Annotated in this window: 23 protein-coding genes and 1 tRNA gene; all 24 read left to right on the top strand. The window is 46.4% G+C overall.

Annotated features, from left to right (window positions below; all coding sequences use genetic code 11):
• The 24 genes from L0U88_RS05885 (at position 1) to L0U88_RS05770 (ending at position 23,159) form a co-directional block, all read left to right on the top strand.
• Complete coding sequence (locus L0U88_RS05885; protein WP_234864677.1) at positions 1-1,491, top strand: glycoside hydrolase family 32 protein; 1,491 nt, start codon at positions 1-3, stop codon at positions 1,489-1,491.
• 226 nt (positions 1,492-1,717) lie between these two features.
• Positions 1,718-3,454: a PQQ-dependent sugar dehydrogenase gene (locus L0U88_RS05880; RefSeq protein ID WP_234864676.1), complete on the top strand. Its 1,737-nt coding sequence runs from the start codon at positions 1,718-1,720 to the stop codon at positions 3,452-3,454.
• A gap of 17 nt (positions 3,455-3,471) precedes the next feature.
• Positions 3,472-4,041: an RNA polymerase sigma factor gene (locus tag L0U88_RS05875; protein WP_234864675.1), complete on the top strand. Its 570-nt coding sequence runs from the start codon at positions 3,472-3,474 to the stop codon at positions 4,039-4,041.
• 10 nt (positions 4,042-4,051) lie between these two features.
• Positions 4,052-4,789 (top strand): DUF4974 domain-containing protein, encoded by a 738-nt coding sequence (locus L0U88_RS05870; protein ID WP_234864674.1) that lies wholly within the window; start codon positions 4,052-4,054, stop codon positions 4,787-4,789.
• Between the two features lie 17 nt (positions 4,790-4,806).
• Positions 4,807-5,994 (top strand): selenocysteine synthase, encoded by a 1,188-nt coding sequence (locus L0U88_RS05865; protein ID WP_234864673.1) that lies wholly within the window; start codon positions 4,807-4,809, stop codon positions 5,992-5,994.
• Complete coding sequence (locus tag L0U88_RS05860) at positions 5,991-7,244, top strand: amidohydrolase/deacetylase family metallohydrolase (protein WP_234864672.1); 1,254 nt, start codon at positions 5,991-5,993, stop codon at positions 7,242-7,244. Before L0U88_RS05865 ends, L0U88_RS05860 begins: the two co-directional genes overlap by 4 nt.
• A 6-nt stretch (positions 7,245-7,250) precedes the next feature.
• Positions 7,251-8,348, top strand: coding sequence for a carbohydrate-binding family 9-like protein (locus L0U88_RS05855; protein ID WP_234864671.1), 1,098 nt, complete (start codon positions 7,251-7,253; stop codon positions 8,346-8,348).
• 38 nt (positions 8,349-8,386) lie between these two features.
• Positions 8,387-9,298: an SMP-30/gluconolactonase/LRE family protein gene (locus L0U88_RS05850; RefSeq protein ID WP_234864670.1), complete on the top strand. Its 912-nt coding sequence runs from the start codon at positions 8,387-8,389 to the stop codon at positions 9,296-9,298.
• A gap of 14 nt (positions 9,299-9,312) precedes the next feature.
• Positions 9,313-9,774 (top strand): RidA family protein, encoded by a 462-nt coding sequence (locus L0U88_RS05845; protein ID WP_234864669.1) that lies wholly within the window; start codon positions 9,313-9,315, stop codon positions 9,772-9,774.
• A gap of 17 nt (positions 9,775-9,791) precedes the next feature.
• Positions 9,792-11,003, top strand: coding sequence for an aminotransferase class V-fold PLP-dependent enzyme (locus tag L0U88_RS05840; protein WP_234864668.1), 1,212 nt, complete (start codon positions 9,792-9,794; stop codon positions 11,001-11,003).
• Entirely contained in the window at positions 11,000-12,262 is a 1,263-nt protein-coding gene (locus L0U88_RS05835) for an amidohydrolase/deacetylase family metallohydrolase (protein WP_234864667.1), read from the top strand. The genes L0U88_RS05840 and L0U88_RS05835 overlap by 4 nt, the downstream gene beginning before the upstream one ends.
• Positions 12,263-12,280: 18 nt before the next feature.
• Positions 12,281-13,213: an RraA family protein gene (locus tag L0U88_RS05830; protein ID WP_234864666.1), complete on the top strand. Its 933-nt coding sequence runs from the start codon at positions 12,281-12,283 to the stop codon at positions 13,211-13,213.
• A complete protein-coding gene (locus L0U88_RS05825) occupies positions 13,210-14,343 on the top strand; it encodes a bile acid:sodium symporter family protein (RefSeq protein ID WP_234864665.1) in 1,134 nt (377 codons plus the stop codon). Before L0U88_RS05830 ends, L0U88_RS05825 begins: the two co-directional genes overlap by 4 nt.
• Positions 14,344-14,348: 5 nt before the next feature.
• Positions 14,349-14,774 carry a nuclear transport factor 2 family protein gene (locus tag L0U88_RS05820; protein WP_234864664.1) on the top strand — a complete coding sequence of 142 codons (426 nt, stop codon included), beginning with the start codon at positions 14,349-14,351 and terminating at the stop codon, positions 14,772-14,774.
• A gap of 12 nt (positions 14,775-14,786) precedes the next feature.
• Positions 14,787-15,974: a nucleoside permease gene (locus L0U88_RS05815; protein WP_234864663.1), complete on the top strand. Its 1,188-nt coding sequence runs from the start codon at positions 14,787-14,789 to the stop codon at positions 15,972-15,974.
• 42 nt (positions 15,975-16,016) lie between these two features.
• The gene (locus tag L0U88_RS05810) at positions 16,017-17,144 is read left to right on the top strand and encodes a PQQ-dependent sugar dehydrogenase (RefSeq protein WP_234864662.1); all 1,128 of its coding nucleotides are present in this window, start codon (positions 16,017-16,019) and stop codon (positions 17,142-17,144) included.
• A 98-nt stretch (positions 17,145-17,242) separates the two neighbouring features.
• Positions 17,243-17,316, top strand: a tRNA-Pro gene (locus tag L0U88_RS05805).
• Positions 17,317-17,454: 138 nt separating this feature from the next.
• A complete protein-coding gene (locus L0U88_RS05800; RefSeq protein ID WP_234864661.1) occupies positions 17,455-18,525 on the top strand; it encodes an NAD(P)-dependent alcohol dehydrogenase in 1,071 nt (356 codons plus the stop codon).
• Between the two features lie 5 nt (positions 18,526-18,530).
• Positions 18,531-19,265 (top strand): SDR family NAD(P)-dependent oxidoreductase, encoded by a 735-nt coding sequence (locus L0U88_RS05795; protein WP_234864660.1) that lies wholly within the window; start codon positions 18,531-18,533, stop codon positions 19,263-19,265.
• 122 nt (positions 19,266-19,387) lie between these two features.
• Positions 19,388-20,353: an iron-sulfur cluster repair di-iron protein gene (gene ric, locus L0U88_RS05790; RefSeq protein WP_234864659.1), complete on the top strand. Its 966-nt coding sequence runs from the start codon at positions 19,388-19,390 to the stop codon at positions 20,351-20,353.
• Between the two features lie 10 nt (positions 20,354-20,363).
• Entirely contained in the window at positions 20,364-20,732 is a 369-nt protein-coding gene (locus tag L0U88_RS05785) for a putative zinc-binding protein (protein ID WP_234864658.1), read from the top strand.
• A 6-nt stretch (positions 20,733-20,738) separates the two neighbouring features.
• On the top strand, positions 20,739-21,545 hold the full coding sequence (locus tag L0U88_RS05780; protein ID WP_234864657.1) for a DUF2249 domain-containing protein: 807 nt from the start codon (positions 20,739-20,741) through the stop codon (positions 21,543-21,545).
• 1 nt (position 21,546) lies between these two features.
• A complete protein-coding gene (locus L0U88_RS05775) occupies positions 21,547-22,836 on the top strand; it encodes a cytochrome C oxidase subunit I (protein ID WP_234864656.1) in 1,290 nt (429 codons plus the stop codon).
• Positions 22,833-23,159, top strand: coding sequence for a metal-sulfur cluster assembly factor (locus L0U88_RS05770; protein WP_234864655.1), 327 nt, complete (start codon positions 22,833-22,835; stop codon positions 23,157-23,159). The genes L0U88_RS05775 and L0U88_RS05770 overlap by 4 nt, the downstream gene beginning before the upstream one ends.
• Positions 23,160-23,183: the final 24 nt, after the last annotated feature.

Below are 23,183 nucleotides of genomic sequence, written 5' to 3'. Positions count from 1 at the left end.
ATGAGATTCCGGACTTTTTTTGTTTCATCTGTCCTCCTGTTTTGCCTTGGTAAACTCAGTTCCTGCGGAGAAGCTGCTGCGCCGGAAGCTGGTTTGGTGTCTTCCGTTTATGAGGAGCCCTATCGCCCTCAACTCCATTTCACGCCCAAATCAGGTTGGATGAATGATCCCAATGGAATGGTGTATATCAATGGGGTATATCATCTCTTCTTTCAGCATTATCCGGATAGTACGGTATGGGGACCTATGCATTGGGGGCATGCTACCAGTACTGACCTGGTGCATTGGGAGGAACAGTCCATTAAACTTTTCCCGGATAGTCTGGGTTGGATTTTCTCCGGCAGTGCGGTGTATGATCAGCAGAATACTTCAGGATTAGGCAAAGATGGAAAAGGGCCACTGGTCGCCATCTTTACCCACCATTCTTCGGATGGAGAAAAAACCCGGGGTAAGGATTTTCAATACCAAAGTCTGGCCTATAGCAATGATGAAGGTAAAACCTGGACCAAATACGAAGGCAATCCGGTACTGCGAAAACCGGAGGGTACTGATTTCCGGGACCCCAAAGTGTTTTGGATGGCGGGTGTCAACAAATGGATCATGACCCTGGCCGTGAAAGATCATATCGAATTTTATTCCTCACCGGATCTTAAAAGCTGGAGCTATGAATCATCCTTTGGTGCGGATAAAGGTGCGCATGGTGGCGTGTGGGAATGTCCGGACCTGGTTTCATTTCTTGCAGATGGAAAAGAAAAATGGGTATTAATCGTAAACATGAATCCGGGTGCACCTAATGGGGGTTCCGGTACCCAATATTTTGTCGGAGATTTTGATGGCAGGGATTTCACTGCTTCGCATACAGATACCCGTTGGATGGATTTTGGTCCGGATAATTATGCCGGTGTAACCTGGTCCAATACCGGTAATCGTACATTATTGATTGGCTGGATGAGTAACTGGGCTTATGCCAACCAGGTGCCTACTCAAAACTGGAGAAGTGCAACTACGCTGGTGCGGGAACTGGCACTCCAGAAAGTTGGAAATGAGTATTACCTGCAATCAACTTTGTTAAACGAGTTGAATCAATTGGCGGGATCAACTACTACAGATCCAGCAGCCCTTCAATTACCTGCCCGATTTGAATTGGCTGCCATTCCGCTGCAACAGGTAGAATGGATTTTTTCCAATGAAGCCGGGGAAGAACTCAGATTGGGTTTTGACAAGGAGAGCAATCGTTATTACATAGACCGTACCAAGGCAGGAGAGGCATCTTTTCATCCGGATTTTGCAAAACGGCTCTACGCACCTCGCATAGCAGCCGGAGATTCAATAAAGTGGACAGTAGTAATGGATCATAGTTCAGTTGAATTGCTTGCGGATGATGGCCTCACTGTTATGACCGCGCTGTTTTTCCCGTCCAGCTTGTATACCAACCTGAATGCACCTGCTGTTCGGTATACGCCACTAGAGAGCATTTGGAAAAAGAAATAAGAGAATAGGGATAGTTTATGTTTTCTGCTTATGTGAAAGACTTGGTGAATCAGGGGAATATAAAATCCTGAAAATATAGTAGGGGATCAGCCCCATTTCTGACTCCTAGGGAGGATTGTTGCCATTCGTATTCTTCAGGAGATTTATCGAATTACCTGATTACAAAACAAGGCTTTCTGTAACATACCTATGGCACGCCTGTACCAAAATTAAATTGCTCCCAACCATGAGGCGGATCAAATTGCTCGGATTAGTAGTATTGCTGATATGTACATCGGGTATCAGTCCAACCACTTTGCCCAAGGCCGATCCTGAAAACGGCGGACTTTTTCTGCCCGATGGATTCGAGGCGGTAGTGGTGGTGGACAGTTTGCGGGAACGAGCCCGCCATATTACTGTTAATACTAACGGTGATATCTATGTGAAACTTCGGTTCCCCGACAGTATTGGTGGTAATGCAGCCATCCGTGATACCAATGGCGATGGCAAAGCCGACCAGGTGGTTAAATTCGGTAATTACGAGGATAAAGGCAGTTATGGAACTGCCATGAAAGTTCATAATGGCTATATTTATTTTAGTTCCGAATTATATGTGTTTCGCCAGAAACTGGAGCCTGGTAAACTGGTACCAACCGGTCCAATTGAAACAGTGGTAATAGATGATCATGCACATGGTCGCCATGAGCATATCGCCAAACCTATTGCCTTTGATAAGAAAGGAAATATCTATGTTGCATTTGGTGCACCCAATAACAATTGCCAGGAAAAAAACCGGGTGCCGGGCTCCCCGGGTATTAATCCCTGTCCCTGGCTCGATGACCATGGTGGTGTCTGGAAATTCGATGCCAATAAACTCAACCAGCGCCAGGAAGATGGCGTACGATATGCTACCGGATTGCGCAGCATAGTTGGAATGGACTGGAATCATGCAGACGATGCACTCTATGTGGTGCATCATGGAAGAGATGATCTCTATCGGTTGTATCCTGACCTCTACACTCCCTGGCAGAGTGCGATGCTTCCTTCAGAAGAATTTCTCAAGCTAAAGGAAGGCGATGATGCAGGATGGCCCTACTACTACTATGATCAACTGGTTGGAAAGCGCATACTCGCACCGGAATATGGTGGCGATGGAAAAATTGCTGACAGTTCCGGTAAATATGTAGATCCGCTTATAGGATTTCCCGGGCACTGGGCTCCCAATGATTTGTTCTTTTACACCGGTGATCAGTTTCCTGCGCACTATAAAAATGGTGCTTTCATAGCCTTTCATGGTTCTACTAACAGGGCCCCTTACCCGCAGGCGGGTTATATTATTGTTTTTGTTCCTTTTAAAAACAATCAGCCTACAGGCGAGTGGGAAGTGTTTGCCGATGGCTTCGCAGAAGTGGATCCAATTGTAAATGTAAACAATGCACGTTATCGTCCTATGGGCATCAGTATGGGGCCGGATGGTTCCATGTATTTCAGTGATACCGAACACGGAAAAATCTGGCGGGTAATGTATACCGGCAAGAAGAAGTTTGGCAAAAAACAGCTGGCTTCGATGGAAGCGAGAAAACTGCAGGCGCATATTCGTACTCCCGATATAAAGAAAGATGATCTCGAAGCCGGATTGGTTACCAATAGTGAAAAAATATACAACCGGTATTGCAGTGGTTGTCACCAGAAAAATGGCCAGGGTGATGGAAACCGCTTTCCTCCTTTAGGAAATACCGATTGGGTGACTGGTGATAAGAATCGCCTGATACGCCTGGTATTGATGGGGATGGATGGCCCCATCGAGGTAAATGGCAAACCTTATAATTCCAATATGCCGCAACACCGGTTTTTGAAAGATGATGACATTGCACAGGTGCTTACTTATATACGTTCACAGTTTGGTAATTCAGCCAGTGCGATCAGTCCGGAAGAAGTAAGTGAAGTAAGAAAAGAACTCAATACTCAAACAGGATCCAAATAACGCTTAAACTAGAACTCATGGAGGAGGCAACTATTCGGGATGAAGAACTGCTGATCCGGATGCGGAATAACAATGAGGAAGCACTGGCCATCTTGTATCGCCGGTATTGGGAGAATTTATTTCGCAAAGCGTATGCCCTTTTGAAGGATGAGCCTGCCTGTGAAGATATTATCCAGGAAATCTTTGTGCGTATCTGGAACAACCGGCATTCATTGGCGATCACTGCTTCCTTATCTGCTTATCTGTCTGCTTCTGTGCGCTATGAAGTGATCCGGAAAATCAAAGCTGGTAAAGTACATGCAGATGCTTTTGCCGCATTGGCCAACCAATACCAGCAGGTCAGCAGCCAGGAACAGATGGAAGAAAAGGAATTGCTGCACCACATAAATTCCATCGTGAATCAGTTGTCTACGAAATGTAAACAAGTATATAAACTGAGCAGGGAAGAACAATTGAGTCATAAGGAAATTGCGGCGCTGCTTCAGATATCACCTAAAACAGTTGAAAATCATTTAACCAAAGCACTAAGAGAACTACGATATTCATTGGGTTATACCCTGCTGATTATTTTCCTGCATATTTTCTAAGCACATACCTATGCCGGATAAACAACCTTTCCAATCTGTCATTGACCGCTTTTTAAGTGGAGAACTGGATGAAGCATCCCTGCTTCAACTGATGGAAACTATGGAGCGAAGTGAATTGGATGGGGCTGCAAATCCAGGTATCATGAACCTGGAAGCCAGGCGGGAACAACAGCTGGAGATATTATTGAATAAGGTACAACAGGCTGAAAAGACATCCTATCGCAAACCTGCCATTAATTGGGTAAGACATTTTGCCATTACCTGTTTTGGATTGCTGTTTACTGCTTCCCTCTATTTTTACCTGAAACCTGCTTCACTGGTGCATCGCTGTACGCAGGCGGATCTTCGGGTAGGCGAGGAGCCGGTTTCTGCAATGCTGGCGGCGCTTTATGTAGAGCCCAAACTGCAACAGTTGTCAAAAGTTAGTTTTGTAAATACTACCGAAGATGGCTACCTGCGGTTTGAATCCAAATTGATTGAATCAGCATCGCTGCTGAAAGAAATAACCCAGGATCAGGATGCCCGTTACCTGGTTTTTGAGGACCAGGATATCAATCAGTTACTGGCAGTGCTGAAAGAAAAATACCAGGTTGATTTTACTGTAACCGGCCAGCTACCCGAACAACAATTTTCCGGATTTATATCTACGGGCCTGAATCTTAAAATGGTAGTGAAGTTGCTGGTTTCCTCCGGTCTCTTTGAAGTGAGTATAGAGGGGAAACAGGTGCTGCTAAGCTCGAGGATTTAACTATTAAAAATGCCAACATGAAAAGAAGAGAGTTACTGAAATATTTATCTGTTGCGCCAGCAGGAGCAGCTTTACCGCTCGGCGGATTTGCCATGCCAGCGCCTAAGAAAGATTATATAACCGAGCTGGGTTTGCGCTCCTTTATCAATGCTGCCGGAACCTATACAGCCATGACAGCCTCCCTGATGTATCCGGAAGTAATGGAAGCCATCAATGCGGTTTCAAAATCCTATGTAATGCTGGACGAAGTTCAGGATAAAGTGGGAGAGCGGATTGCTAAGATATGTCGCGCGGAAGCGGCAACTGTTACTGCCGGCTGCTGGTCGGCCATGGTATTGGGAACCGCAGGTGTACTCACCGGAACCGATCTCAAAAAGATTGCCCAGCTGCCCCGCCTGGATGGAATGAAATCAGTAGTGCTGGTTCAGAAATCACATAACAGCGGATATGTACATGCACTAACGAACACGGGTGTACGAATTGTTGAAATTGAAACATTGGAGGAGCTGCATAAAGCCATCAATGAGCAGACCGCGATGCTCTGGTTTCTGAATGCCCACGCCAACCTGGGAAAGATCTCCCATGAAGAATGGGTGGCTGCAGGCAAGAAACATGGTGTTCCTACGATGATTGATATCGCGGCGGATGTGCCACCGGTAGAAAATCTCTGGCGCTTCAACGAGATGGGGTTTGACCTGGTTTGTATTTCCGGAGGAAAAGCATTAAGAGGCCCCCAGAGTGCCGGCATCCTCATGGGAAGAAAGGACCTGATCAAGGCAGCGAGGTTAAGTGCTCCTCCAAGAGGCGGAACCATTGGAAGAGGTATGAAAGTAAACAAGGAAGAAATTGTAGGCATGCTGGCCGCACTGGAAAAATATGTCAGCATTGATCACGATAAGGAATGGAAAGACTGGATGAACCAGGTGGAATACATTGCGGCACAGGCCAAACAGCGCAAGGGCATCCAGACAGAAATTGTGATTCCGCCTTTGGCCAATCATACGCCCACGCTGAATATTCAATGGAGTACAGGTGATATCTCTCTCAAGCCTGCTGAACTGCAGCTTGCTCTTCGTAATGGTGCTCCCTCTATTGAAGTGCTGGCAAATGACAAAGGCATCAGCCTCACTGTTTTTATGCTGCGCGAAGGGGAATATAAAATCGTGGCCAAACGCATCCTGGAAGAATTAAAAAAATCAGCATGAGAAAAAGTATACAACTCCTGATTGGCCTGTTGCTTTTTTCCGGCTGGGTGCAGGCTCAATCCTATTCCATCGTGATAAAAGGTGGGAGGGTAATCGATCCCAAAAATGGCATTGATGCCATACTGGATGTAGGCATCCGCGATGGAAAAATTGTGGCGGTTCAAAAACAGTTGGATACGACAGGCGCCAAACAGGTGGTGATGGCTGCGGGTATGCTGGTGGTACCCGGACTCATAGACATTCATGGTCATTATTTCTTTGGAACGGAACCGGATCATTATTTGAGCAATGGCTTAACAGCAGTGGCTCCGGATGGCTTCACCCTGCGTAATGGAGTTACTACTTCCGTTGATTGTGGTGGTGCGGGATGGAAAAATTTTACTGTTTTCAAACGGAACATAATTGATAACAGCAGAACGCGGATCCTCTCTTTTCTGAACATCGTGGGAGAGGGTATGCGGGGTGGTGCCTGGGAACAGGATACTACGGATATGAATGCACGAATGGCGGCTGCAGTTGCCAAACAATTCCCGGATCATATTGTAGGTTTCAAAGTAGCTCACTATGAGCGAAGAGAATGGATTCCGGTGGATCGGGCAGTTGAAGCTGGCAGACTGACCAACCTGCCGGTGATCATTGACTTTGGTGGCAGTGATCCTCCGCCCCTCTCCATTGAAGAATTGTTCTTTCAGCATTTACGTCCGGGTGATATCTATACGCATGCCTTTACAGAACTCAACCGTCGTGAACCCATTGTAGATCCAGCAACCCGGAAGCTCAAGCCCTTTGTAAAAAAAGCACAGGAACGCGGGATCATTTTCGATGTGGGTTATGGCGGTGCCAGTTTTGTGCTATCACAGGCGCAACCAGCCGCGGCAGCAGGGTTCTATCCCAATACCATCAGTACCGATTTGCATATCGGCAGTATGAATGCTTCCATGAAAGATATGCTCAATGTGATGAATACCTTTCTTGCCCTGAAGATGGATTTGAAAGAAGTAATTAAAGCCAGTACCTGGTCGCCTGCATTGGCGATTCAGCGTAAAGATCTGGGGCATCTCAGTGTTGGCGCAGAAGCGGATCTGGCAATATTGCAACAGATGCCCGGGAACTTTGGATTCTGGGATCGGAGCGGTGCAAAGATCACCTCCAACCAAAAACTGGTTTGCGAAATGACGATCCTTGGAGGAAAGATTGTATACGACCAGAATGGCATTGCGCGACCTATTGTGTTATCTTATTCGAAATAAAACCAGTTGGAAAAAATAACCATAAACCGATTGCTGGCGGTATGCCTTTGCTTCGTTTGTATAGTACCGGTAGCTGCTCAAAAAGCGGCCTATTTGCCGGATGGAGTAACCGAGGAAAAATTAAAGCCGCTGTTAACTACACCTCCGCAATACCGGGCTGTTAAAACAAACCAGGCGATTGAGGTAGATGGATTTGCCAATGAAGCGATTTGGCAAAAAATTCCGTTCACATCGAATTTCCGGGATATTGCAGGTGGTCCAACAGGGAATAAATCAGCACTCAAGCTCTGCTGGGATGAACAGTATCTCTATGTATTTGCACAGTTGGAGCAACCCCAGTTATGGGCAAGTCTGACTAAAAAAGACACTGCCGTATTTATGGATAACGCACTGGAGTTTTTCATCGATATGGACGGGGATATGCAGCAGTATATTGAATTCCAGATTAATGCATTTGGTACCACCTGGGATTTAATACTTTCCAAAGCTTACCGCGATGGAGGAAAGGGGGATTCCGATTTTGAATTTCCCGGATTAAAAAAAGCTGTTCGCCTGCGCGGAACATTGAATCAGCCTGGTGATATAGACGAAGGATGGGATGTGGAATTGGCTATACCACTGGCACCGCGTAACGGACAAATTGCACGTATGAATTTTTCTCATGTAAACTGGAAACTGGATGTGGTGAATGGAGTGTATCAGAAACAAAAGGATGCATCCGGTCGTATAGCGCAACCTCATTACATTGTTTGGTCACCCCAGGGCAGAGTGGATCTGCACATGCCGGAACGCTGGGGATATATACTGTTTTCAGAAGAGGCTGGTCCCGCTGCCTTTATTTCTGCTGAAACACTTGAAATGCAGCGATCGCTTTGGAAATATTATTACCTTCAAAGAGATCACCGGGAACAACACAAACAATATGCATCCGGAATGGAAGAGCTTAGAAAAAAGTATCCGGGCCTCAACTGGAAGGATGCAAAACAGGTGCAACTATTGAAAGATCCTACCGGTTTTGTGTTGGTTGGTAAAGAAAGAAAATCCGGTAGGGAATGGCGACTAGATGCAGATGGCCGATTGCAACAGATTAAAATCAATAACTAACTAGGGGAAAATAGTTCCCCTGTACTCAGAAAGAAATAATGAAAGGACAAGCGAAGGCAGTTTTATTGGTAGCAGCGGTAATGTTGACGAGCTCGGCAACAGCGCAGCCTGAGGTATTGCATAAATCAACCCTGCTTACGCCGGTGAATTCCTTTACCAGCGGCGTGGAAGGTCCTGCTGTAGATGGCAAAGGAAATCTCTATGCCGTGAATTACGAAAAACAGGGCACGATTGGTCAGGTGAAACCAGATGGTACAGCCACTGTTTGGCTGGTGCTTCCGGAAGGCAGTATCGCCAATGGGATCCGGATTAACAGCAAAGGCCAATTATTACTGGCAGACTATACCAAACATAATGTGTGGAAAGTGGATCCGCGTACCAAAAAGATCAGTCTGCTGGCACATGAACCACGCATGAACCAGCCCAACGATCTGGCTATTGATAATAAAGACCGGATATATGCCAGTGATCCAAGCTGGAAAAATGGTACCGGTCAATTGTGGAGAATCGATCCCAATGGTACAACTCATTTGCTGGACACCATGGGCACAACGAATGGAGTGGAAGTGAGTCCGGATAATAAAAAGCTCTATGTAGGTGAATCCGTACAGCGTAAAATCTGGGTCTATGACCTGGGTGCTGATGGTTCTGTCAAAAACAAGCAATTGTTCTATGAGTTTACTGATCATGGACTGGATGGCATGCGTTGCGATCAGAAGGGAAATCTTTATGTAACAAGATTTGGAAAAGGTACGATTCTGATGCTTGCACCGGATGGCACCAAACTGGAGGAGATAACGCTGATGGGTAAACGCCCAACGAATATCGCATTTGGTGGTCCGGATGGCAGAACGGCATATGTTACCATGCAGGACCAGGGAAATGTAGAACAATTTCGGGTGGAATTTCCAGGAAGGGAATTCAAAGCTGGCAAATCAACTTCTAAATAATAAAACTGAATACCATGGCTACACAAAGACGATCTGTTTTGAAATCACTGTTTGCATCCATTCTGGGTGTTACCGGTATATCTGCTGCAGCTAAAGCGGCAGGGAACAGTGCCCCGGAAAAGGAAGTGAAAAATGTAACGGATTTCCAGGGTGTACCCCTGTTTTCCGGATCCACCACTTATAATGGTTTGGTATTTATTGCGGGCAAAGGCGCCCATTTCGATGGCGATGTAAAAGCACATACAGACCATGTATTAAAAGAGTTGGAAAAAGAACTGATCAAAGCAGGATCATCCATGGAAAAAGTGCTGAAGGTGAATGTATACCTGAATGATATCGCTGATTACAAAGCGATGAATGAAGTGTACATAGGCCGTTTTGGTAAAAATCCTCCGGTTCGTACAACCGTTGCCGTTGCAAAAGGTGGTGTGCCTGGAGATTCTCTGGTAGAAATCGATTGTATCGCATATAAATAACCCCACAATAACAACCCATGAAAAGAAGGGATGTAATAAAAGGCCTTGGCCTGCTACCGGTTGGCGGATTAGCGGGTGGTCTAGACGCTTTTGCAGGTACAGGTTCACCTATGGCAGCACCCAAGCGGGATCTGTTCAAGGAATTGGGCGTACGTACGTTTATCAATGCAACCGGTACCCTGACCTATATGACAGGTTCTCTCATGCACGATTATGTGCTGGATGCCATCAATTATGGAGCTGATCAGTTCTGCATGCTGGATGAATTGCAGGATAAAGTCGGCGAACGTATCGCGAAAATGGTTCACTCCGAATCAGCTGTTGTGACCTCCGGGGCTTTCTCGGCAATGACGCTTGGTTTGGCCGGTATCCTTACCGGAATGGATCAGAAAAAAGTGGAAGCGCTTCCTCATATTGCAGGCACTGGCATGAAATCAGAAGTGATCTGTCAGAAAGCGCATGACATTGTCTACAATCACGCATTTATCAATACCGGTTGTAAGATTGTGGCCATTGAAACAGTGGAAGAACTGGAGCGCGCCATCAATGAAAAAACAGCCCTGATGCATTTTCTGAACATCTCACAGGGAGGAAAAATTTCACAGGAAGAATGGGTGGCCCTGGGTAAAAAACATGGTATTCCCACCAGTATTGATATCGCAGCAGATGTGCCTCCGGTTTCGAATCTCTGGAAGTTCAATGATATGGGTTTTGATATGGTGCAGATTTCAGGTGGTAAAGCCATTCGCGGTCCGCAAAGCGCGGGTTTATTAATGGGACGTAAGTCCATCATACAGGCTGCCCGCCTGCATATGCCACCACGTGGTTTCAACATCGGCCGGGGTATGAAAGTGAACAAGGAAGAAATACTGGGCATGTATGTAGCACTGGAGCAATACATTGCCAGAGATCACGATAAGGAATGGAAGCAGTGGGAAAAAAGCATTGCGCTGATTGAAGCTGCTGCGAAATCTGTGAAGGATGTGGAAACAAAAATCTGGGTTCCTCAGGGTGGTAATATCACACCGAATCTTTCTATTAGCTGGGAGAAATCCGGTAAAACACCAGAAGGAAAAGAGTTGCAGGAACGTCTTAGAAATGGAAGTCCCTCTATTGAAGTAGGTGGTGGTAAAAAAGGGATCAATGTTACGGCCTGGATGCTTAAGCCAGGAGAAGACAAGATCGTTGCCCGTAGAATCAAAGAAGAATTACAAAGCCTCTTAGCATGATGAAAAAATTGCTTGCCCTTTGCCTGTCCGGATTGGTTTTCTGTTCCGCGATTCAGGCTCAGACTTATGCCATTGTTATCAAAGGCGGACATGTAATTGATCCGAAAAATGGTATCAATGGAATCATGGATATCGCTATTGATAAAGGAAAGATTGTAAAAATTGCCAGGTCGATTCCGGGGGATGCGGTACAGGTGGTGGATGCCAAGGGACTATATGTAACACCTGGCCTTATCGACATGCATACGCACAATTTCTGGGGAAATCATGCAGATCAGGCCTATATGGATGCCCCGAGTGCACTGCCTCCGGATGGATTCACCTTTCGGGTAGGCGTTACTACCGTGGTGGATGCAGGTTCTCCTGGCTGGCGGAACTTTGATCTGTATAAAAAACAGACCATTCAGCAATCACAAACCAGGGTGCTGGCTTTTCTGAATATTGTTGGACACGGTATGCGCGGCGGCAAATACGAGTCCGATACTACGGATATGATCCCGGAAGAAGCAGCTCGCGTGGCACTTGCCAATAAAGAACATATCGTCGGCTTTAAAGTAGCGCATTACAGTCGCCCTGACTGGACACCAGTAGACAATGCGGTAAAAGCAGGTAATCTCGCTGGTGGTATTCCGGTGATGATCGACTTTGGTGGCTCCCAACCGCCTCTCTCACTTAAGTCGCTGTTCCTTGAGCATTTGCGTCCGGGTGATATTTTTACCCACTGTTATGCACAAGTGAACGGACGTGAATTCATTGCAGATACAACTACCAAAAAAATCAAACCCTTTGTGTATGAAGCACGAAAAAGGGGGATTGTATTTGATGTAGGTTATGGTGGTATCAGTTTCTCTTACTCACAGGCACTGATAGCAGCAAAAGAGAAATTTTTCCCAACCACCATTTCAACGGACCTGCATGTGGGCAGTATGAATGCTGCGATGAAGGATCAGCTTACCTGCATGTCGAAGTTTTTGCAAATGGGTATGCCACTGCAGGAGGTAATCAAAGCCAGTACCTGGACACCCGCACAGGTAATCAAACGCGAGGAACTGGGGCATCTGTCAGAAGGTGCTGTAGCAGATATTGCGATCCTGGGTGTTCGCAAAGGAAATTTCGGGCTCTTTGATTATACCGGTTATAAGGTAAAGGCAACTGATAAACTCGAATGTGAACTTACGATTCGCGCCGGACGAATTGTATACGACCTGAATGCCCGGGCAACCCCGGTAACCCTGCATGGATTACCGCCCCGGAAATAAGAACTCTAAATTTTTAGCATGCTCCTGAACAAGTTTAATAAAATCCTTGCTTTCGGTTGTGTTTTACTGTTAGCACAACAAACGCAGGGACAAACTATCCCGAAAGAAGAACTGATTTACCTGACATCCGAATGGAAAGGAGAACGGTTTGCGGATGGTCGCCCCAAGGTAAGTGATGACCTGGTGGAACGCGCCAAAAAGATCGGTATTGAAGAAGCCTGGCAGGTACTCATGAATGAGGGTTATGTGAATCAGTTTGAACGCAACTGGAAAATGATTCATGATGATGTGCCAGTGGTGGGCAGGGCGGTAACAGCCATGTATATGCCATCGCGGCCGGATATTGAAAAAAAGATTAAGGAAAGGGGTGCTAAACAGGGTCGGGTAGGTAATACCAATGCCTGGCCAATAGAAACCCTTGTGAAAGGCGATGTGTATGTAGCAGATGGATTTGGCAAGATAGAGGGAGGCACCTTGATTGGCGATAACCTGGGAACTGCCATCTTTAATAAAACCGGAACCGGTGTCATTTTCGATGGCAGTGCGCGCGATTTAAGCGGACTTGCAAAGATCAAAGGATTCAATGCCTTTGTACGTGATTTTGATCCTTCCTTCCTGAAAGAAATGGTATTGATGGGATTGAATACACCGATCCGGATAGGCAAAGCCATTGTATTGCCTGGCGACCTGGTGATTTCAGAAAGAGAAGGGGTGCTCTTTATACCGGCTCATATGGCGGAGCAGGTAATATTGACCGCCGAGTTTATTGGTCGCAAAGACAAGTTTGGCAAAGAGATGCTGAAAACGGGTCGCTATAATACCGGACAAATCGATAGCCAGTGGACCGAGGAAATCAAACTCGCTTTCCTGAAATGGCTGGAACAACATCCGGAAGAAGGTAAGATGACCAAACAGGAATTGGATGAAGTCATGAAAAAAAGAACCTGGTGAAAGAACTAAGCTTATCAAAAACACTGATCGGACTTGCCCTGGTATTGCTTGCGTTAACGCTGCTTTTTGCCTTCCAGGGTAACTGGACCGTTGCTGGTCCGGCTGCCATTGCCTTTTTTGTTTTATTGGCCATTGGGTTCAGAGGATATGAAACATTGAAGCGCTATACTTATACGCTGATGATCTTCGCGGCTGTAACCACTTCGCTTTGTTATCCGCAGTATTTTATTTCCTGGGGCGATTTTAAATACACCAACCTGATTACGCCACTAATTCAACTGATCATGTTTGGGATGGGAACCTCCATGAGCGTAAAAGATTTTGTGAGTGTGGTGAAAACGCCAAAGGGCGTTGTGATCGGTGTTGTCAGTCAGTTCATGATCATGCCATTGCTGGGTTTCACACTGGCTAGTATAAGTGGCTTTAGTGCAGAGATCGCGGCAGGTATTATTCTGATTGGGTGTTCACCCAGTGGGCTTGCCTCCAACGTGATGTCTTATCTCGCAAAAGCGAACCTGGCTTTATCCATCACCATCACCTCCATTACTACTTTGATGGCGCCTTTTGTGACGCCTTTGCTCATGAAGATGCTGGCAGGTGCCTTTATTGAGATCAACGTGCTGAACATGATGTGGGATATCTCCAAGATGATCATCCTGCCTATTGGTTTGGGGCTAATTGTAAATAAATTACTACGAGGTAAGTCGAAATGGCTGGATGAGGCTATGCCGGTTCTTTCTATGTTGGGGATTGCGCTGATTATAGTGGTGATCACTGCTGCGGGTCGGGATAGCCTGTTAAATATTGGTCCCTTGTTGATATTGCTGGTCCTTATTCACAATCTTTTTGGTTATTTCCTGGGTTATTGGTTTGCGCGGTTGCTTAAGATGAATGAGCGTGATTCGAGGACGGTTGCTATTGAAGTAGGCATGCAGAATGGAGGATTGGCCTCCGGCATAGCCAAAGAGATGGGCAAGATTGCAACGGTGGGACTGGCAGCTGCAGTATTTGGTCCGTTGATGAATGTCACTGGATCTATTCTGGCATCTTACTGGCACAAAAAAGTACCGGAGGGATATGATCCCATTGAAGCCCTGGAATCTGCCGAATTAACTCATTCCTTAAAATAACGGTTATGGTTAGGGCTTTTATGCTGTATATTTTCCTATTGTTGGCCACTACCGGTAATGCGCAATCGAAAGAAGAAGTGGCGGTAGCTGCGCAGCTGGATAGATTGAACAAAGCGATGGTGGACAAAAACCTGGCTGTGCTGGAGGATATTTTCCACGCGAACATGTGGTATGGCCATTCCAGTGGCAGGCTCGATGATAAACTGGCTACTATCAAGGATGTGATGGAAGGGCCGGTAGATTTTATCACCCTGGAAGCAACCGACAGAAAGATCCAGCTAGTGGAGAAAAACGCAATGATTCGTTTTATATTTGAAGCAAAAGCCACCAATAATGGGCAGGAGCAAACGATCCGGATTGGCGTGATGACAGTTTGGAAAAAAGAAAAATCCGGTTGGAAATTGTTTGCCCGGCAGGCTTATAAACTATAAGCAACAGACTGCATGAAAACCTCCATAGCAATTTCGCTCTCCCTGATGATGTTCCTCCAGTATTTTATATGGAGCGCCTGGTATGTAACCATGGGAACCTATATGGAATCCAGTTTGGGAGCAACCGGACAGGATATTGGGCAGGCATTCAGTGCGCTGGCATTGGCAACCATGATCTCTCCTTTTTTTGTAGGGATGATTGCAGATCGATTCTTTGCTGCGCAGAAGATCATGGGCGTATTACACCTTGTGGGAGCCATCCTGCTAGTACTGGCTACAAAGGTGGAGAACAGCCAACTTTTTTATTGGGTAATACTGGCTTATTCACTGGTTTATATGCCAACCGTGGCGCTTAGTAACAGTGTTGCCTTTGCCCAGATGACCGACCCCGGAAAACAGTTTCCCTGGATCCGGGTATTTGGAACATTGGGTTGGATTGTGGCTGGTTTATTAGTTGGAACCTGGGAGATTGAGAAAACACCTGAAACCTTTTATCTCGCAGCGGGAGTATCCGTGGCGCTGGGATTGCTGAGTTTTGCCTTGCCGAATACACCTCCTAAGGGTAGGGAAGTAGGTGAGTCGACGGCGCTCTTCAGCAAAGAATCACTTAGCATATTCAAGGATCGTTCCTATTCTATTTTCTTTATTGCCGCAATCCTGGTTTGTATTCCACTCGCATTTTATTATGGATTTGCGAATCCTTTCCTGAACGAAATCGGTATGGATAAGCCGGCGCAGAAGATGATTCTCGGTCAATTTTCCGAAGGACTGTTCATTCTCGCAATTCCCTTTTTATTCAACCGGATCGGGGTAAAAAATATTTTGCTGATTGGTATCCTGGCCTGGATTCTCCGCTATGTATTGTTTGCTTACGGTTATGGGGAACCGAATGGTTGGATGATCTACCTCGGCATCATTTTACACGGGGTTTGTTACGATTTCTTCTTTGTGACCGGTTATATGTATTCCGAGAAAAAAGCCGGTGAGAAAAATAAAAATGCCGCGCAGGGCTTGTTCACGTTTGCCACTTATGGATTGGGCATGGTGATCGGTACCTGGTTCTCCGGACTGGTGGCGGATCATTATGTAGTGGGAGAGGGGCATGATTGGCAATCCATCTGGTTAATACCCGCAGCAATTGCCGCCGCCGTATTGCTTTATTTTATCTTTTTCTTTCACGAACGAAAGGCAGTTGCCTGAACCTCGGGCAGGATTTTTGCGTAATTAAGGGAAATACCGGTTATGCGAAATCGATCCTTTTTCAGTGTGTGTATGTTGGCGGTTCTAAGCACCGTTTTATTCTCCTGCTCGCGGGAGGATGATCCGCCTGTTACCAACCCAGATGACAACTGGCCATCGGACAGTATCCGGGTGTTGAAAGGCGGATTGAATTTTCCCTGGGAAATTGTATGGGGCAAGGATGAACATCTTTGGCTGACCGAGCGGGGTGGCCGGGTTTCAAGAATAGATCCCCGCACCGGGGAAACCCTGTTCAGCACTACCCTGGATGGAGTGGTGGCAAGAGGGGAGGGAGGCTTGCTCGGTATGGTGCAGGATCCCGCCTTTGCGCAGAATGGCTGGATTTATTTTGTACACAATTACCTGGAGGGGGATGCCTATCGGGAGAAACTGGTGCGATATCGGTTTACCGGTGGGGCCCTGGCTGATGCTAAAGTGCTACTGGATAATATCCCCGCTGCCAACATTCACAATGGATCCAGGCTGGTGATAGTGGAAGGGAATCCTGCTGTGTTGTATATGACCACGGGTGATGCTGCCAATACAGCCCTGGCGCAACAGCCGGGATCACTGGCCGGCAAAGTACTGCGCATCTTGCTGGACGGATCCGTGCCTGGAGATAATCCGGTTGCGGGGAATTATTACTGGTCGCTGGGCCACCGGAATCCGCAGGGACTGGTCTGGGCCAATAACAAGCTGTATGCATCGGAACATGGTCCCAATATTGAAGATGAAATCAACATCATTGAAAAGGGCAGGAATTATGGATGGCCATCCGTGAATGGCCCCTGTGACCCGGGAGAGCAGGCCTTTTGTGATGCCAACCAGGTAAAGGAACCGATATGGTCGAGCGGAGCTTCCACCGTAGCCGCCTGTGGCCTGGATTATTATGGGAGCGATCGCATCCCTGGCTGGAAAAACTCCCTGCTGATGACCAGCCTCAAAAACGCTACCCTGTTTCGGCACCAGTTGAATGCGGATGGAACCGCGATCCAGTCTACCGAGCAATTGTTCCGCACCCGGTGGGGCCGCCTTAGGGATGTATGTGTAAGTCCGGCTGGCCGGGTTTACCTCTGCACCAGCAATGGCAATAACCAGGATATCCTGGTGGAAATCAGTTCGCTCGAATAAATTTTTGCAATCTGTTGGAAGCAATCACCTGTATCCCTACCTTTGCACCCTCTTAACCCACCCGACCGGTGCCACCGGTCGGGTGAAATAAAAGAGATCGGGAAGTAGCGCAGGCCGGTAGCGCACCTGGTTTGGGACCAGGGGGTCGCAGGTTCGAATCCTGTCTTCCCGACCGAAAAAAGGAGTTGCAGTGTTGCAGCTCCTTTTTCATTTATATACTGCTGCTATTGAGGCGAGTTAATTCCGAACTTTACAATTGTACTGTTGTTATCCCATCACTCAACGAATTTTAAAACGCTCAATATAAGTTATGTCAACCTCCTCCATCCCTACCAAACCTGTCAAAGCCTTTGGAGCCCAGGCTGCTGATGCGCTTTTGGACCAGCTTAATATTAACCGTCGTGCACCACAGCCCCACGATGTGGAAATTGAAATTCTCTATTGTGGTGTTTGTCATTCTGATTTACATACGGCCAGAAATGAATGGCATGGAACGGTGTATCCCTGTGTACCCGGACATGAAATCGTTGGCCGCGTGGTTAGCGTAGGTGCCCATGTGAAAAATTTCAAAGTAGGTGATCATGCTGCAGTTGGTTGCCTGGTGGATAGCTGCCGAGAATGTGATTACTGCAAGGAAGACCTCGAACAATATTGCAGTACCGGTCATACTCAAACCTATAATTCGCCTGATAAACATCTTGGAACGGCCACCTATGGCGGGTATTCTGAAAGCATTGTAGTGGATGAAGCATTCGTGTTACGGGTTCCTGAAAATCTCGATCTCGCAGCAACCGCACCCTTGCTCTGCGCCGGTATCACCACCTATTCTCCTTTGAAGCATTGGAAGGTGGGCCCGGGTAAAAAAGTGGGTATTGTTGGGTTAGGCGGATTGGGACACATGGGAGTGAAAATCGCTAAAGCAATGGGTGCGGAAGTGATTGTTTTCACCACTTCTCCTTCTAAAGTGGCGGATGCCAAAAGGCTTGGGGCAGATGATGTGGTCTTGTCCAAAGACGAAGCGCAGATGCAACGGTATGCCGGTAAACTGCATTTTATTTTAGATGCCGTATCCGCACAGCATGATATCAATTCCTATCTCAGCCAGTTACGGGTGGATGGTGCGCTGGTATTGGTTGGTGCACCCGAAAATCCACTGCCGGTTGCTCCTTTCAGTCTGATTCCAATGCGCAAGACATTCGCCGGATCCATGATCGGTGGCATCGCACAAACACAGGAAATGCTGGATTTCTGCGGAGAACACAATATTGTTTCTGATATCGAAATGATCCGCATGCAGGACATTAATGAAGCCTATGAGCGACTGCTGAAAGGGGATGTGAAATATCGCTTTGTGATTGATATGGCATCTCTGAAGCAGTAATAAAGATGGCAAGAATCTTTATAACAGGTTCAGCCGATGGGCTCGGTTTCTTAGCCGCCCGTCGGCTGCTTGCTTTAGGCCATGAGGTGTTGCTTCATGTACGCAACGCAGCACGTGCCCAGGAACTTCGCAATAAACTGACTGCTCCAATACAGCTTGTTACCGGCGACCTTTCAGATATGGAGCAAACCATCGAATTGGCAAATGCAGTTAACAAGGCTGGAAGTTTTGATGTCATCATTCACAACGCTGGCGTGTACCAGGTAAACCAGCAGACTATTCTGCATGTGAATACCATTGCACCGTATATACTAACCTGTTTGATTCAACCGCCTCAACGCCTGATTTACCTGTGCTCCAACATGCATCTGCAGGGGCGATTGCATTCCGCACAGTTTGAAGCTGCAACCAATCAACTAACCTATTCCGATTCGAAATTTCATATGGTGCTGTTGGCTAAAGCGATCGCCCGGAAATGGCCGGCTGTTTTCTCCAATGCCGTCGACCCGGGTTGGGTGCCTACTAAAATGGGAGGAAGCGGTGCCCCTGATAACCTGGACAAAGGATATGAGACACAGGTTTGGCTGGCCACCAGTATGGAACCCAATGCCTGCGTTTCCGGGAAATATTTTTATCACCGGGTGGAAAGGAAGGCACATCCCTTAACAGAGGCGACTGATCTTCAGGAGCAGTTGCTGCAACTTTGCGAAAAATATAGCGGAGTGAAATTTCCCGGCTAAGCAGAGCTGGTTCGGTATGTTATGATGAACAAAATGGTTTGATTTACTAAATAAAAGTAAATAAATACTTTTATAGAAAAAGAATCCCTATCTTTATTGCATCAAACAATAAAACCCTTTATATGGCTACTGCAACAACCGACAATATCCTGGATGTAACGCTCCTGGAACCACGTCAGAAACATCCCACCATTTTTGCCCGCTTTGATGCGCTGGATCAGGGAGAATGTTTTACTATTCACAATGACCATGACCCCAAACCGCTGTACTATCAGTTACTGGGCGAAAGAGGAAACAGTTTTAACTGGGAATACCTGGAGCAGGGACCGGAATGGTGGAAAGTGAGGATCAGTAAACATTCGGCAGGAGAGTCCAAAGAAACACTGGGACAAATAGCTGCCAAAGACATTCGCAAAGCGCAGGTGTTTAAAAAATACGGTCTCGATTTTTGTTGCGGTGGTAAAAAAACACTGGACCAGGCCTGTGCCGAAAAAGGGTTGGATGTGTTGGCGGTAGAAAGAGAACTGCAGCAAACAGATCATCTCGCTGCATCCACCAGGCCAATTCCCTACCAGGACTGGAGCAGCGATTTCCTGGCGGATTATATTGTGAATACCCATCACAGTTATGTAAAGCGGGTACTACCGGATATTCGACATTATGCGGCAAAAGTGCAACGGGTACATGGTGGTCGTCATCCCGAATTAAATACGATTCAACCCCTGGTAGAAGCCCTGGCCAATGAATTGAGTTCACATCTGGTGAAAGAAGAACAAATCCTGTTTCCCTATATAAAGGAACTGGTTGCCGTTAAAAATCAGATGGATGGATTAACCGCTTCCCGCTTTGGCAGTATTGAAAACCCGGTACACATGATGGAGCATGAACACGATACAGCCGGCAGCATCCTGGAGCAGATTCGTCAATTGACAGATAACTATGCCTTGCCTGAAGATGCCTGTGCCAGTTACGATCTTTTGTATCGTATGCTGAGTGAATTTGAAGATGATCTGCACCTGCACGTGCATCTCGAAAACAATATTCTCTTCCCTGCAGCAATTGAACTGGAGAAATCTCTTTTGAATTAAATCCTTAACGATGAGATCCGAACATGGTGCAGAGAAACCGTTGGTGTACTCCTGCTCGGGCTGCAGCAGTGCTGCCCAGATGGCCAACTATATTGCACTTCAGTTGGATCGCAGAGGGGTTGCTGAAATGTCCTGCATTGCGGGTGTCGGAGGAAATGTAAAAAAGCTGGTCAAAACGGCACAGTCCGGGCGGAAGATCATAGTAATCGATGGTTGTCCGCTCGCCTGTGCCAAAGCCTGCCTCTCCAACCATCAGCTGATACCAGATCATCATTTTGAACTAACGGTCTTCGGTGTGCGAAAAAAGCAGCATGAAGATTTTGATCCGGTTGAAGCTGCGGAAGTGCTGACTAGGATCGAAACCAGGATGCAAATCTGACCCACCATGCTTATCAATGCCGAAACAAAAATTGCAGCTATCCTGAAGCAACATCCGGAAGCAATGGATGCGATCATCAGCCTTTCTGCCAAATTTAATGCCTTGCGAAACCCACTCTTGCGTAAGCTGATGGCAGGCAGAACCAGTATCGCAACCGCAGCTAAAATGGGAGGATGTACAGTAGATGATTTTTTCAGGTTACTGGTTCCCTTGGGGTTTGAGGTAGATAATAAAAGAGCTGCGAGTTCCCCCGAAATGCAGAAGCCGAAACCTGCAATCCTTTCCCAACTGAGCCCGCAACAACTACATACCCTGGATGTACGACCGGTAATTGATGCGGGCAAAGACCCGCTTTCACTTATTCTGCAAAAACTAAAAGAGGTAAAACAAGGGCACGCTTTGTTGATCATCAATGGTTTTGAACCGACCCCATTGATCCATTTATTGAAAAAACAGGGATTTGATGCGTATGTTGAAACCATTGAACCGGATTGCATTCACAGTTATTTTTATCGCACTGAAAACGTAGGTGAAGAATCATCAGCAGTAATAACAGCGAGAGAAGATTTTGATGAAACCCTGAATCGGTTTGCCGGAAAACTGGATCTGATTGATGTGCAGCACCTGCCGATGCCAATGCCCATGCAGGCCATTTTAAAGCGATTGGATCAATTACCCGAGGATCATGCGCTCTTTGTATTTCATAAACGCATCCCGGTATTTTTATTGCCAGAACTGGCAGACCGTCAGTTAAGTTATAGGGTAAAGGAACTCAGTGATTCGGAAGTACAGCTGCTAATCTTCAAAGAATGAAATGTTTCCTTCTGGTAATCATACGGATCCCGCCAAAACTACCCCGGCAAAACTGGTCTTGCCGTTTTATTTGTATGCAGCCCTGTCCTTTCTGACCGCGGCCATCCTACTCTTGATTTCAGTGAAGGATTTTACCGGTCATTTTTTCAATCCGCATATTTTAGCCATCACCCATATCATGGCCCTGGGCTGGTGTACTATGATTATTCTGGGAGCCAGTCATCAACTGGTACCAGTGATTATTGAAGGGAGTCTCTACAGTCCGGTTTTGGCAATGAGTTCCTTTGTTCTATCTGCGATTGGTATTCCTTTGCTTGTTTACGGATTCTACCAGTTCAATATGGGCTGGCCTGCAAAGCTGGGTGGTATTCTCATTGTGTTGGCAGTGTTGTCCTATGCGGTGAACCTTGGACTCAGTATTTCGAAAAGCGGAAAAGAAGCTGTTCAGTCGTCTTTTATTCTGTCTGCCAGTCTATGGTTGCTTATTACTACGATTGTTGGCCTGTTATTGGTTTACAATTTCACTATTCCACTGTTACAACGAAACTCTGTGGAGTATCTTTCTTTTCATGCGCATATTGGAATCGTTGGTTGGTTTCTGCTCCTTGTCATTGGAGTAGGCTCCAGGCTGATCCCAATGTTCCTGATCTCCAAATACCAGCAGTATGGAATACTCTGGTGGATCTTTGGTTTGGTAAATGGCGGACTACTTGCTTTTGCCGGTTTCTTCCTGTATAACGGTGCCGCCTACCTGTTTTTCATACCGCTGCTTATGATACTGGCCGGACTTTTTCTGTTTATATACTACTGTTACCAGGCTTACCGCGAACGAATTCGAAAAAAAGTGGATGATCCCATGAAACTTTCGCTGGTATCGATTCTTCTGCTGGCCCTTCCGGCACTTGTGATGATCGTATTACTGGGTATGTTGACAGGAATGCAACAGGCCCCTTCAAAGCTGGTAATGGCCTATGGATTCCTCGTATTCTTTGGATGGCTTACTGCCATCATACTGGGTATGACCTTTAAAACGCTACCCTTTATTATCTGGAACAAAGTTTATCACCGGCTTCTTGGTAAAGTCAAAGCACCTAATCCAAGGGAGTTATTCAATGACAAAATCGTACAAGCAATGTTGTATTGTTTCTTCGCAGGATTAGGACTGTTTTTTATGGGTATACTGTGGGAATCGGTCTTGTTGCTACGGTTAGGAGGAATTCTTCTATTGGTCACCGCCATATTATACAATTGGAATGTTTTGTATTTATTGAATCACAAAGCGCAATCATGAGGGATATCACAACCAATAATGAACTGATGGCAACGATTGCATTGGCTGCCTTGCAAGACGTGGAAGATCCCGAGATTGGTTTGAATATAGTAGATCTCGGACTGATCTACCAGCTTGATTTTGATGAACAGGAAAAAAAGATCTATTGTACTATGACGCTCACTACCCAGTTTTGTCCAATGGGTGGTTCGATCCGTGCTAATTGCCGGCATCGCCTGGAAAATGCTTTCCCTGGTTTTGAGATTATTGTAGCGCTTCAATTCCACCCACCCTGGAATGCCAGCCGCATCTCTGCAGAAGGCAGAAAATTTTTGGAAGGTTGAGTTTTATATCAATTTTCCTTATAT

The sequence above is a fragment of the Flavihumibacter fluminis genome (genome assembly GCF_021491375.1).
GTDB classification, from domain to species: domain Bacteria; phylum Bacteroidota; class Bacteroidia; order Chitinophagales; family Chitinophagaceae; genus Flavihumibacter; species Flavihumibacter fluminis.
The sequence above is the reverse complement of the archived record's forward strand: the minus strand, read 5'-3'. Positions and strand labels throughout refer to the sequence as shown.